The sequence below is a fragment of the Leifsonia sp. Root227 genome (assembly GCF_001428745.1).
GTDB lineage: Bacteria > Actinomycetota > Actinomycetes > Actinomycetales > Microbacteriaceae > Leifsonia.
In genome coordinates, this window is sequence record NZ_LMIO01000002.1 from 340,427 (window position 1) to 352,951 (window position 12,525).

Consider the following 12,525-nt stretch of genomic DNA (forward strand, 5'->3'; position numbering starts at 1 on the left):
AGGCTCGGCCTGGCGGATGTGCGCCTGTGGCGAACAGGCGGCCGATCGGCCGATGCAACACACGAAAGGGACAGTGCGTGAGCCTCTTCACCGACGACGAACTGCAGCCGGATGCGGGAGGGAGCCCCACACGCGTCGCTCCGCCGAAGCGGGTGATCGCCGGGTGGATCGCCGTCGGCGTCGCCGTCGCGCTCACCCTCGTCCTCGCCGTCGCGCCCGCTCCGTTCGTGATCGAGCAGCCTGGCCCGGTGTTCAACACGCTCGGCAAGGACCAGCCGGTCGGCTCGAAGCCGAGCGACGACGCGAAGCCGCTCATCACCATCCCGTCGCAGAAGACGTACCCGACCTCCGGCTCGCTCGACCTGCTCACCGTCTCCGTCGTCGGCAACCCCGATCAGCGGCCGAGCTGGTTCGACATCATCTCCGCCTGGTTCCAGCCGAGCAAGGCCGTGCTGCCCGTCGACGTCGTCTTCCCTCCTGGAACCACCACAGAGCAGTCGAACGCCGAGAACGCCGCGCTGATGGTCAACTCGCAGCAGGATGCGGTGGCCGCCGCCCTCAACCACCTCGGCTACCACTTCCCCGAGGCTGTGGCGGTCAAGCAGATCATCAAAGGGACCCCTGCCGCCGACGTCCTGAAGGTGGACGACGAGATCACCAGCGTGAACGGCGAGCCCGTGCCGGGGGTCGCAACACTGCGGTCGCTGATCGAGAAGAACGGGACGGACAAGGCGGCCGAGATCGGGATCATCCGCGGCGGCACGGCATCCACGGTGTCGATCACGCCGGTGAAGTCCGGCGGTCAGACCGTGCTCGGCATCGGTGCGGGAATGGACTACACCTTCCCGTTCGACGTGAAGATCCAGCTCGACAACGTCGGAGGTCCGAGCGCCGGCCAGATGTTCGCGCTCGGGATCATGGATCAGCTCACCCCCGGATACCTCAACGGGGGTAAGAAGATCGCAGGAACCGGCACGATCGACAACGAGGGCAACATCGGAGCCATCGGCGGCATCAGGCAGAAGATGTACGCGGCCCGCGACACAGGAGGGGCGACGTACTTCCTCGCGCCGGCGTCGAACTGCAACGAGGTGACCGGCCACATCCCGTCCGGGCTGCACGTGTTCGCTGTGAAGACGCTCGACGACTCGCTCGCGGCACTGAAGGCGATCAGCTCGGGAGGCGGCACCTCCGGGCTCGCAACCTGTCCGACTTCATAGAGCTCCTCATAGCGCTTACATAGGCTTCTCAGACGGGCGTGTGCGATACGGCGTTCTCCAAGCGAGCGACGCCTAGGATGGATTTCTGACCTTGCCACGCGAGAGCAATGAGGGCCATTCGTGAGTTCAACAGCAACAGTCCGACCCCCTGGGCGCCGCCGCGCGGCCATCTGGATCACCCTGGGTGTGATCGTCGCACTGGTGATCCTGTTCTTCGTCTTCGCCGGACTGTATGCCGACATCCTCTGGTATCAGCAGGTCGGGTTCCTGAACGTGCTCACCACGCAGTGGTTCGGCGCGATCTCGATGTTCTTCATCGGCTTCCTCGGCATGGCGCTCCCGCTCTGGCTGTCGATCCAGCTCGCGTACCGGCTGCGTCCGGTGTACGCCAAGCTGAACTCGCAGCTGGACAGGTACCAGCAGGTCGTCGAGCCGCTGCGCCGTCTCGCGATGTACGGCATCCCGATCGTCTTCGGCATCTTCGCCGGGGTCTCGGCAGGCAGCCGCTGGCAGACCGCCGCGATGTGGATCAACGGCACGGCGTACGGCAAGACCGATCCGCTGTTCCACCTCGACATCGGGTTCTACCTGTTCGCGCTGCCGTTCTACCGCGGCGCCGTCGGCTTCGCCTCTGCCGTCGTGCTGATCGCGCTGCTGGCCACGCTCGCCACCTGCTACCTCTACGGGTCGATCAGGGTGAGCGGCCGTGAGGTGCGCATCTCGAAGGCGGCGCGCATCCAGATCTCGGTCATCGCCGCGCTCTACCTGCTGCTGCAGGGCGTGAGCATCTGGCTCGACCGCTACGCCACCGTCACGGACTCCAACGTCAACGACATGATCAACGGCGCCGCGTACACCGACGTGAACGCGACCATCCCCGGCCGCGCCGTACTCGCCGGAGCCGCGGTCTTCGTGGCCATCCTCTTCATCCTCACGGCGTTCATCGGCCGCTGGCGGTTCCCGGTTGTCGGCACGGCGCTGCTCATCGTCGCGGCCCTCGTGGTCGGCGCGATCTACCCGTGGGTGGTGCAGCGCTTCCAGGTCGAGCCGAGCCAGAAGACGCTCGAGACGCCGTTCGTGCAAGACGGCATCGACGCGACGAGGGATGCGTACGGCCTGAGCAACATCGACGTCATCCCGTACAACGCGACAACGGACGTCGAGCAGGGCCAGCTGCGGCAGGACGCGCAGACCACCGCGCAGATCCGCATCATCGACCCCGCCGTCGTCAGCCCGTCGTTCCGGCAGCTCGAGCAGTTCCGCCAGTACTACGCGTTCCCGAACAACCTCGCCGTCGACCGCTACGACATCGACGGCAAGGAGCAGGACGCGGTGGTCGCGGTGCGCGAGCTGCAGCAGTCCGGCCTCACCAGCGCCCGCAACTGGTACAACGACACCATCGTGTACACCCACGGATACGGTCTCGTCGCCGCGTACGGCAACAAGCGCTCGACGGACGGCCAGCCCGTGTTCCTGGAGTCCGGCATCCCGAGCCAGGGGTCGCTCGGCACATACGAGCCGCGGATCTACTTCGGCCAGCAGTCCCCGACGTACTCGATCGTCGGCGGCCCGAAGGGTGGAAAGAACGTCGAGCTCGACTATCCGGGCGGCGAGGGAGACGCGCAGCAGACGTACACCACGTTCAACGGCAACGGCGGCCCGAAGCTCGACAACATCTTCAAGCGGCTCGTCTACGCGCTGAAGTTCCAGGACGAGCAGATCGTGCTGTCGGACGCGGTCAACAACGACTCGCAGATTCTCTACGACCGCGACCCGATCAAGCGCGTGCAGAAGGTGGCTCCTTACCTGACGCTCGATTCGCAGGCGTACCCGACCGTGGTCGACGGCCGCGTCAAGTGGGTCATCGACGGATACACCACGAGCGACCAGTACCCGTACTCGCACGTCGGCAGCCTGAGCGACGCGATCGCGGACACCGAGACGCCGAAGCCCGCGTACGCGTTCGACGACATCAACTACATCCGCAACTCGGTGAAGGCCACGGTCGACGCATACGACGGCTCGGTCACGCTCTACGCCTGGGACGCCAAGGACCCTGTGCTCAAGACGTGGGAGAAGATCTATCCAGCCACGGTCAAGCCGATGAGCGACATGAGCTCGCAGCTCCTCAGCCACGTGCGCTACCCGGCGGACATGTTCAAGGTGCAGCGCTCGGTGCTCGGTCAGTACCACGTGACGGACGCCGGATCGTTCTACTCGCGTGAGGACGCCTGGACGACGCCGAACGACCCCGTGTCGTCGCCGACGGATCCGACGCTGCAACCGCCGTACTACCTGACGATGCAGATGCCAGGGCAGACCGCGCCGTCGTTCTCGCTGTACACCACGTTCATACCCCAGGCGTCCAGCGAATCGAGCAGATCGGTGCTCAAGGGCTATCTGGCCGTCGACTCGGATGCGGGCTCCACCAAGGGGAAGGTGTCCTCGGCATACGGCAAGTTGAGACTCTTGACCCTGCCATCGAGCGATACGGTGCCAGGGCCTGGACAGGTGCAGAACACCTTCAACTCGGATCCGACGGTCTCGGCGCAGCTCAACCTGCTGAGACAGGGCAAGACGGACGTGATCAACGGCAACCTGCTGACGCTGCCTGTGGGTGGTGGTCTGCTCTACGTGCAGCCGGTCTACGTCAAGTCGACGGGTGAGACCAGCTACCCGCTGCTGCAGAAGGTGCTCGTCGCTTTCGGCGACAAGATCGCGTTCGAGGACACCCTCGACCAGGCGCTCGACTCGCTGTTCGGCGGTGACTCCGGTGCGACGGCGGGCGACAACAACGTCCCGCAGACCGGGGGTGGCACGAGTGGCACCGGTTCCGGCAGTGGCGGAACGGGTTCCGGCTCCACTGGAGGCGGCAGCACGACCACCCCGCAGAACAACGCCGCGCTGCAGCAGGCGCTCGCGCAGGCCAAGCAGGCGCTCTCCGACCGCCAGGCTGCGCTGAAGGCCGGAGACTGGGCGGCGTACGGCGCCGCGGACCAGCGGCTCCAGCAGGCGCTGCAGGACGCGCTCGCCGCCGAGGGCACCACCGGCTCCAAGTAGCAGCAACTCCGCGAAGGGCGGGGTGTGCATCCAGGGGATGCGCACCCCGCCCTTCGTCGTGCGTCCACCGTGTATGTTCAGTCGCCGTACAAAGTAAGCGCCCGGTGGATGCGGACATTCCGCGGAATCACGGCCATGCGGCCCCAAGCATCACAAAATGCTTGCGAAAACTTTGATTGTCGACTTTACTAACAAACATGCTGGTCGACGAAGGACGGCGCTCCCTGGCGAGCGAACACGGCACGATCCCACAGGATCGCGGCATGGTGCCTGGGAGAGCCCTGCGCCCGCGCGGCAAGGTCCTTCCCGAGCACGCGCGCAACCACAATCGTTCGCTCGTGCTGCAGACCCTCTACCGCGCCGGTCAGGTGAGCAGGGCGGACATAGCCAGGGAAACGGGGCTCACCAGGGTCACCATCTCGGACCTGGTCGGCGACCTGATCGCCGAGGGGCTGGTGATCGAGCTCGGCCAGCGGGACGACGTCCGGCCGGGCAAGCCCGCCGTGCTCCTCGACATGAACAGGGCGGCGACGCAGATCGTCGGCGTCGACCTCAGTGAGCACTCCGTGTTCCGCGGGGCGGTGCTCGACATCGACGGCACGATCCTCGCTACGGCCGAGGTCGCCCTGGCAGGGAGCCACGGCGACGAGGCGGTGGCGAAGGTGCTCGCCCTGGTGGACAGGCTGGTCGGCATGACGACGGCCCCCATCCTCGGCATCGGCATCGGTTCCCCCGGAATCGTCGACCCGTCGGGCACCGTCATCGCCGCTCCCAACCTCGGCTGGACGAACGAAGACCTGCACGGCTTGATCGCCGAGCACACCGCTCTTCCGGTGTTCGTCGCCAACGATGCGAACGTCGCCGTCCTTGCCGAGCACGGTTTCGGGGGTGCGCACGGCGACATGATGCTGGTGAAGATCGGTCACGGTGTCGGCTCCGGGCTGCTCGTGGCCGGCGCGCTGGTCCTCGGCAGCCGGTTCGCCGCCGGTGAGATCGGGCAGGTGATGGTCGGAACGGACGACGGGGCGGAAGCGCCGTACGACAGGGAGAAATGCCTGGAGGCCTGGCTCGCCGTGCCTCGGCTGGAGTCGCGCGTCGCTGCGGCTGCCATCGCTGGCGAGCCGGTGCAGCACGTGCTCCGGGAGGCCGGCCAGCGGCTCGGCGTCGCCCTCGCGCCCATCGTGGGAGCGCTGAACCTGTCTGAGGTGGTGCTCAGCGGCCCGGAGGAACTGCTCGACGGCCCGCTGATCGACGCGGTGGGGGAGACACTGAAGAACAGGACGATGGCCGGTTTCCACTCGGATGCAACGCTGCGGATGACCAGTCAGGGGAGGGACATCGTGATCCGCGGGTGCGTCGTCATGGTGCTGTCCGCCCAGCTCGGGGTGTCCTGATGACCCTCCTGCTCGACCGGCCGCCGACCCTGGATGCGATCGCCAGGTCGTTCGCGATCTCGCCGGAGGCGGTGGACGCGCTCCCCGGCTTCCACGGGCGGTGCACGGTCGTCCGGCTCTCCACCGTCGACAACGAGGTGCTCGGCGTTCCGCGCTGGTCGACGCTCGCCGAGGCGTGGGGAGCGGAAGACTCGGACAGCGGGCAGCAGTGGTCGAGCAATCCGGTCGTGACCGTCGGTCAGGGCGACGACCCGAACCTCGTGCTGGCGACCCGGTCTCCCGTCGTGATCGTCGGGGTGGACAACGAGCGGCGTGCCTGGGTGCGCGCCGTCGTCGACGCTGTGCGCGCATCCTGCAGGTCGGTGCTCGTGGTGGATCTCGGCCACCGGCTGACCGGCCACAGTTACGCGGACATCGCGACGTTCGGCTTCGACAGGGCGCGCGGGGCGGCGCTGCTGGAGCTGCTGACCGGCGTGCGGGGGACAGCCCTCGAGGCGGCAGGGGAGCGGCGCGGCAGCGTGTCGCCGCCTGCGGCCTCCTAGAGCGCGGAGCTCAGAGCGCCCAGCTCACCCCGAGGGTCGCCTGCATGGCGTGCTGGGCCGCGCCGCGGAACGGCTGTTCGAGGGCGATCTTGGCATAGCGGAAGCTGAGCGGCATCGCGGCGCGCACGGTGTGCCTGGCCGCCTCGGCGCGCAGGTGGCCGATGAACTCGTCGCCGAGCTTGGGCGCCGTTCCGCCGAGCACGACGTTCGGCACGTCGAGGGCGGCGCCGACGAGGAGCAGCGCCCGCGCGAGCACGCGGGCTCCCGTGGCGATCCGCTCCTTCGACTCCTGGGTGGATGCGAGCCCTGCCACATCCACGGACTCCAGGTCGGCGCCGTGCTGCAGCCCGAGCAGGGAGGTGACGGAGACGACCTCCTCCAGGCAGCCGCGGTTGCCGCACGGGCAGAGGGGCGCATCAGGGCCGAACAGCACGGGCACATGGCCGATCTCGCCCGCACGGTGGGCGGCGCCGGCGAGGACCGTTCCGTCCACGATGAACGCAGCGCCCACGCCGGTGCTCAGCGAGACGAACATCTGATTGGCGCCGAACTGGTCGGAACTGGAGTAGTCGGCGAGCGCTTCCGCGTCGGCGTCGTTGACGAGGTGCACGGGCGCGTCGACGATGCCGTCGAGCGCCGCCCCGAGGTCGAGGTCCGTCCAGCCGAGCTGCACCGATTCGCGGATGAGCGGACCGTCCGCGATCCCCGGCACCTGGATGCCGACCGCGACCACCGTCGCCGGGGTGGATGCGGCGAGCCGGCGGACGACGGACTGCACGTCCTCGACAGCGCCGGGGGCGGACGGGCGCTGCGACAGGGTCGCCAGCTCGGCGCCGAGGAGGTTGACGACCGCGCCCCGCACGAGCCCCGGCTGCACGATCACCGAGAGCAGCACGTGTCGCTCCTGATCGACCTGCAGGGTCGTTGCGCGTTTTCCGCCCGTGCTCTCCGCGCGCTGGCCCTCCAGGACGAGCCCATCCGCGATCAGGCCGGAGAGCAGGGAGGAGACGGTGGCGGAGGTCAGGCCGGTGCTCCTGGCGATCCCTGCCCTGGTCGCGGTGCCGCCGCCGGAGACGACGAGCTGCAGAGCGCTCCGCAGGTTGCGCTCACGGACGGCAGCCTGCGTCGCCTTGCTGTGATCGTCTGCCACGTCTGTCCGCTCCTCGGTGCGCGTTGCTCCCCGCTGACGACCATAGCGAATCGGCCGCCGAGGGGAGGGGCGACGCTCCCGGGCTGCCGGCGGACTGGCGGGTGGGCGGGGGTCGGCGGATGATGGACCGCATGGGTTACGGACTGATGCTGGTGGACGTGCAGCGCAACATGCTCGATGGCGAGACGGCGATCGAGGGTGCTGCTGCGTTCCGGGACACGATGTCCGGCCTGCTGGAGCGCGCGAGGGAGGCGCGCATCCCGATCGTGCACGTGCAGAACGATGGCGATCCTGGAGACCCGGACGAGCCGGGCACGCCCGGCTGGGAGTTCGTGTTCCGTCCGCTGCCGGGGGAGCCCGTGGTGCGCAAGGACGTGACGAACACGTTCGAGTCGAACCCTGCGCTGGCCGACGTGCTGCACGCGATGGGAGTCTCGACACTGATCGTCGCCGGGCTGCAGAGCGAGTACTGCATCCAGGCCACGGCGCTCGGCGCGCTGGAGCGCGGCTTCGACGTGATCGTGCCCGCAGACGGTCACGCCACGTACGACGACGCGGAACCGGCAGCGGAGATCAGCGAGCGGGTGGCGATCGAGCTCGCCGCGGAGGGCGTGACGATCGTGGATCTGGTCGAACTGCGGTTCGACTGACGGCCCGGCTCAATCACTTCGTATACGCCTGGACAAGAGAGAGCCAGGCGCTGCCGAACGGTCCGAAGTCTTCGAGCTCCAAGGTCAGGCTCTGAGCGGCCGCCGTCATACCGGCAGCCTTCAGAGAAGCGATCATCAGTGTCGCGTACATGAAGTGGGCGAGGTAATCGTGACCGTCCGCATCACCTCGACGCAATGGCGTGCGCGCGTTTCTGGTTTTCCTGAGAGCGACATGCTTGATCTCGTTGTTCGTATTCCAGCTCAACTCGACAAGGGGGCGAAACGTGGTTCCAGCAGTGAGAAGCGGCTCGACCAGCTCAACTATCGTGTCCGTCGTAGTAGAGGTCTTGGTCGCTCCCGTGCTCTGCAGCCAGTGAGCGAGATGCTCCCAGGCGATGGCGAGCGTGCTGATTCTGGTTCGCCGATCCTGCGTGAGTGCGCGATGCTCGCTGCGCAGCACGGAAACCAGAAACGGAACCGCGTGACAGAGCCGCATCCAGCTCAGCACGCCACCGAGTCCGCCGATGGAATGGACGTCGAGCTTTCCCACCATGCCGACCTCCCTCCGAAGCCCCATCCAAGAACTTCTGGCGGCTTCGCCGAACACGGAGCGCGACCACCACTCGCAGTGCACGCGTTCGTCTGGGTGTTCCGGGTCAGATGAGAACACCCAGAGCTCGCGTACGGCGTCAAGTCCGATGCCGCCTACCGCCTCCAGAAGTGTCTGCGCCGCGACGAGCACCTCTCTGGCTTCGTCCAGCGATCTCGGCGTATCGAAGTGGAGATCGAGGCACGTTCGCTCCAGATCGCTGTCTCTGATCCTTCCGCGCGCACCCCACTCGTCCGAGAAATGGGACGAATACGGGAGAGCCGCGATCGTGGTCCCGCCCAAGAGGTCCGGGTCGAAGGCGGAGTCGAGTGCGTCGAGAACGGAAAGGTCGACCGGCCACAGGTGGCGGCCATCGACGCTGAGGTCGACCGCGGGCTCTGTGCCGGCGAAGAATCTGGCTGCGGCGCGTGGTTCCAGGTTGAGCGATGCTCCCGAGATGCGTGCGGGATCAGGACTGCCTTGACCAGCTTCGTACGCCCAGTTGATGAGGAGATCGTCAAGGAAAAGCTCTCGTGTCTCCATGCTCGAGTTGCCACCCGACACCGCGGCGTGGAATGTCGTTCCCGAGAATGAGTGTCCCTTCAACGACCTGGGGAGGAGCGGCCGCTGAAGGTCAGGCGGAAGCTGGATCGTCGGTCCTGATGGGTGCAGGCGAAGCAACGCCGCCTCGTCGATGTCGTGAACCACGACATTCAGACCTCGCTCGATCTCTGGTCGCATTCGACCGAGTGTACTGACGATTCACGCTGTCGGGCTCACCAGCCTCCGCCGCCTCCCCCGCCGCCTCCGCCTCCGGAGAACCCTCCGCCGCTCGCGCCGCCGGTGAGGCTGCTGCCGCCCGATCCCGAGTACGACGAGACGGGCGGGGTGGTCGCGAACGGCGCACCCTGGTAGAACGTGCTGAACGCGGCGATCTGGAGCGGGAGCAGTGCGGGGTTCGTCGCCCCCAGCATCCACTCCGGCTGCGTCGCCGTGACCTCGTAGGAGTGGGCGAGTTCGCGCATCCACTCCTTCTCGACGCCCCACACGATCGCGTACGGCAGCAGCTTCTCGTTGAGTTTGACCACCGCTGACCCGTCGCGCGCATCCACGCGTTCGGCGCCTTCCGGACTCTGCAGAACGCGGAAGCGGTCGGCTTCGGCCAGAGCGAGATAGTCGCGGAGGCCGAGCAGGTAGTCCCTTGCCTCGACGCCCTTCTCCGTGAGCAGGTCGGGCACTCTGGCGAGGATGAAGACGGCGACGGTGGCGACGATGACGCCGGCGAAACCCCAGCCGAGGACGGCGGTGGTGGCGTTCTCGTTGCTGGCCCAGGCGAAGAGCGCGATCCATCCGGCGAGGATCAGCAGCATGAGCGTGCGGGCGACGAACGGCAGCCTGCTCGCCGGGCGGGCGCGCAGCCCGCGCTCGTGGACCACGCGGTCGAGTGCGCCGCCGAGCCCGGCCAGCCGGTCGCCGAGCACCTGGTTCGCCGGGTCGAGCACTTCCTCGTCGCCTGGCTCTGCTGCTCCGACGACGCGCGTGAGAACGTCGCGTTCCGCATCGTCTCCCACTGTTGACGGGTCGACGAGCAGGCGCAGGCCGAACGGCTTCTGCTGCGTCGCATCCGAATGGTCGACGATCGCGGCGACCTTGGCGACGGCGAACCCGACGAGCTGCGCGGGTAGCGCGCGATCTTCGCGCTTCAGGAAGGCGGCGGCCAGGGCGGGGAACATCCCGGGCGGAGGGGTGTACTGGGGCACGATGATGCCGCGTCCGCGCGGTGTGCGCCAGAGGAGGACCCGAGCGACCACGATGCCCGCGAGGATCAGCGCGGAGAGCGCCAGGAGGATCCACGGGAGCACGGCGAAGGGGAAGGCGTCCCTGGCGTCCGGAGGGGTCGCGAAGGTTCCGGAGGCGAAGCCGACGGCCATCGTGACGTTCTGGTGCGGCGCGAGGGAACTCTGGCTCACCGAGACGACCGACCCGTCCGCCGCAGGGGTGGATGAGATGTCGCACGGAGTGGTGCTGCCCTCTTCGCCGACGTAGCAGGAGGCATCGCCGGTGAGTGCGCTGGTCAGGCCGCTGTCGAGGTGGAGGCGTGCCGAGACGCGGCCGAACGGCTGAGCCCACGCCGTTCCGTTCACGTCCCAGTAGAACTCGTCGTCGTGCGTGTCGGCGAACGGCCGTACGACGTAGCGCTGCGTGTATGTGATCACGTAGGTCTGGCGGCCGTGCACGTAGCTGTCGGCCGAGCCGATCTTCAGTTGCGCGAAGCCGCCTTCGTCGTCGCGCTCGAACGGGATGCTCCCGCCGTCGGCGTTCGTCACCGACACGACGGAGAGTCGCAGGTCGGTGTGCTGGTAGGTCAGCGGGATGGCGCGGACGATACCGTGGTTCTGGTCGAAGGACGGGAAGTCCGCGACGAGCGTCTCGACCGTGCGGAGGGCTGAGTCCTTGTCCGCGTCGCGCGTGAGGGTGTAATCGGCGTCGAACGAATCGAACGCGAAGTCGCTCGTGTCGGTGCGCACCGACCCGGTGACTGCGGACGGCGCGCCGACGGCCGCCGCAGGCGCGGCGCCGGTGAGAGCGGACACGAGGACGACGGCGACAACGGATGCTCGAACTCCACGCCAGGACACGAGTCCGAGGCTACCGGAGTGTGCGGCGGCCCACCCGTGCGGCGTCGCCAGGGCGTCTGGCAGTATCGGGGGGACGTGGATGCGAGGGGGATCGTGATGCGGGCGACGAAGACGACGCGCGGCGCGGGGGCGGCGAAAGCGGACACAGGCGAGTTGTCGCAACTCCCTGCCGGGCCGATTCTGCTGCGCCTGCGCCGGCTGCTGATCACGACCGGCCTTTCCGCCGTCGTCTACGCCGTGCTCGCGACGGGGAGCAAGGGGCGGTGTTGCGGCGCGGGAGGGCCCGGAGCGGCGCAGGGCACCCAGACCTACCCGTTCCCGTTCAATTCTCCGCAGCTCAGCGTCACCACCACCCCGTGAGTGCGGTCGTGGACGACAATGGCGCCATGACATCTCAGCGCGCATCCCTGAGCTCACCCCTCCGCGAAACGCTCAGGGCCGTCCCATCGGTGGTCGGCGTCGCGCCGCCGTGGGAGCCGTCGTCCGCGCCGGACGACCCGCGTGACCTTTTCGTGACCTGGCTGACCGACGCCATCGACGCCGCTCTGCCCGAGCCGCACGCTGCGACCCTGTCGACGGTCGACGAGGATGGACTGCCGGACGTCAGGGTGCTCGTGCTGAAAGATGTCACGGACGACGGCGGATTCTCGATCGCCACGACCGCCGAATCGGCGAAAGGCGTCCAGCTCGCCCAGAATCCGGGTTGTGCCCTGAGCTTCTACTGGGGTCCGCTCGCGCGCGCGGTGCGCATTCGTGGCGTCGCCCGGCTTGCGCCCGCCTCCGTGTCGGCCGCGGACTTCCTCGCCAGACATCCCGCTGCCCGCGCGCAGGTGCTGGCCGGACGCCAGAGCAGTGTCCTGGCCGACCGCGCCGAACGCGACAGGCTCCTCGCAGACGCGCGGGCCGCCGTCGACGCCGATCCGGGTCTCGTCGCCCCTCAGTGGACGGCCTGGACGATCGAACCGTCGTCGATCGAATTCTGGCAGGGCTCGCCCGACCGTGACCACCAGCGACTCCAGTACCTGCGCACCGCATCCACGTGGGATCGGCGCTCCCTCTGGCCGTAGCACCCGCCTCTGCTGGGCATACGTAGGCGGGGAAAGATCGCCGGGGGAAAGATCGCCGGGGGAAAGAACTCCGAGGGAAAAAACAAGGCCCGGATTTCCGTGGAAATCCGGGCCTTTCTGGTTGCGGGGGCAGGATTTGAACCTACGACCTCTGGGTTATGAGCCCAGCGAGCTACCGAGCTGCTCCACCCCGCGTCACAAGAATTTACTTTAG

The 12,525-nt window shown here is 67.8% G+C and carries 10 protein-coding genes and 1 tRNA gene; 7 read left to right on the plus strand and 4 right to left on the minus strand.

Annotation, left to right across the window (positions count from 1 at the left end):
* The first annotated feature begins 77 nt into the window (after positions 1 to 77).
* The 4 genes from ASE16_RS06515 (at position 78) to ASE16_RS06530 (ending at position 6,216) form a co-directional block, all read left to right on the plus strand.
* Positions 78 to 1,220: a PDZ domain-containing protein gene (locus ASE16_RS06515; RefSeq protein WP_055892541.1), complete on the plus strand. Its 1,143-nt coding sequence runs from the start codon at positions 78 to 80 to the stop codon at positions 1,218 to 1,220.
* Between the two features lie 120 nt (positions 1,221 to 1,340).
* Entirely contained in the window at positions 1,341 to 4,280 is a 2,940-nt protein-coding gene (locus tag ASE16_RS06520) for a UPF0182 family protein (RefSeq protein WP_200949583.1), read from the plus strand.
* 197 nt (positions 4,281 to 4,477) lie between these two features.
* A complete protein-coding gene (locus ASE16_RS06525) occupies positions 4,478 to 5,674 on the plus strand; it encodes an ROK family transcriptional regulator (protein WP_082581282.1) in 1,197 nt (398 codons plus the stop codon).
* On the plus strand, positions 5,674 to 6,216 hold the full coding sequence (locus tag ASE16_RS06530; RefSeq protein WP_200949584.1) for a hypothetical protein: 543 nt from the start codon (positions 5,674 to 5,676) through the stop codon (positions 6,214 to 6,216). The genes ASE16_RS06525 and ASE16_RS06530 overlap by 1 nt, the downstream gene beginning before the upstream one ends.
* 10 nt (positions 6,217 to 6,226) lie before the next feature.
* On the opposite strand, the gene ASE16_RS06535 is transcribed toward ASE16_RS06530, so the two are convergent.
* Positions 6,227 to 7,366 (minus strand): ROK family transcriptional regulator, encoded by a 1,140-nt coding sequence (locus ASE16_RS06535; RefSeq protein WP_055892546.1) that lies wholly within the window; start codon positions 7,364 to 7,366, stop codon positions 6,227 to 6,229.
* A gap of 131 nt (positions 7,367 to 7,497) precedes the next feature.
* Between ASE16_RS06535 and ASE16_RS06540 the strand changes: the two genes are divergently transcribed.
* A complete protein-coding gene (locus ASE16_RS06540; RefSeq protein WP_055892549.1) occupies positions 7,498 to 8,016 on the plus strand; it encodes an isochorismatase family protein in 519 nt (172 codons plus the stop codon).
* Between the two features lie 13 nt (positions 8,017 to 8,029).
* On the opposite strand, the gene ASE16_RS06545 is transcribed toward ASE16_RS06540, so the two are convergent.
* Both ASE16_RS06545 and ASE16_RS06550 read right to left on the minus strand, forming a co-directional pair.
* Entirely contained in the window at positions 8,030 to 9,346 is a 1,317-nt protein-coding gene (locus tag ASE16_RS06545) for a hypothetical protein (protein ID WP_157480175.1), read from the minus strand.
* 35 nt (positions 9,347 to 9,381) lie between these two features.
* Positions 9,382 to 11,244 carry a DUF2207 domain-containing protein gene (locus ASE16_RS06550; protein ID WP_162255969.1) on the minus strand — a complete coding sequence of 621 codons (1,863 nt, stop codon included), beginning with the start codon at positions 11,242 to 11,244 and terminating at the stop codon, positions 9,382 to 9,384.
* A 75-nt stretch (positions 11,245 to 11,319) separates the two neighbouring features.
* Between ASE16_RS06550 and ASE16_RS19865 the strand changes: the two genes are divergently transcribed.
* Complete coding sequence (locus tag ASE16_RS19865; protein ID WP_162255970.1) at positions 11,320 to 11,604, plus strand: hypothetical protein; 285 nt, start codon at positions 11,320 to 11,322, stop codon at positions 11,602 to 11,604.
* A gap of 26 nt (positions 11,605 to 11,630) precedes the next feature.
* Positions 11,631 to 12,311 carry a pyridoxal 5'-phosphate synthase gene (locus ASE16_RS06560; protein ID WP_055892559.1) on the plus strand — a complete coding sequence of 227 codons (681 nt, stop codon included), beginning with the start codon at positions 11,631 to 11,633 and terminating at the stop codon, positions 12,309 to 12,311.
* 118 nt (positions 12,312 to 12,429) lie between these two features.
* Here ASE16_RS06560 and ASE16_RS06565 read toward each other — a convergent pair.
* Positions 12,430 to 12,506, minus strand: a tRNA-Met gene (locus ASE16_RS06565).
* Positions 12,507 to 12,525 lie beyond the last annotated feature (19 nt).

What these genes read in the sequence shown, in the direction of transcription:
- ASE16_RS06525 (WP_082581282.1), top strand. Translation starts at nt 4,478, where the DNA reads ATGCTGGTCGACGAAGGACGGCGCTCCCTGGCGAGCGAACACGGCACG.
- ASE16_RS06530 (WP_200949584.1), top strand. Translation starts at nt 5,674, where the DNA reads ATGACCCTCCTGCTCGACCGGCCGCCGACCCTGGATGCGATCGCCAGG.
- ASE16_RS06540 (WP_055892549.1), top strand. Translation starts at nt 7,498, where the DNA reads ATGGGTTACGGACTGATGCTGGTGGACGTGCAGCGCAACATGCTCGAT.
- ASE16_RS06545 (WP_157480175.1), bottom strand. Translation starts at nt 9,346, where the DNA reads ATGCGACCAGAGATCGAGCGAGGTCTGAATGTCGTGGTTCACGACATC.
- ASE16_RS06560 (WP_055892559.1), top strand. Translation starts at nt 11,631, where the DNA reads ATGACATCTCAGCGCGCATCCCTGAGCTCACCCCTCCGCGAAACGCTC.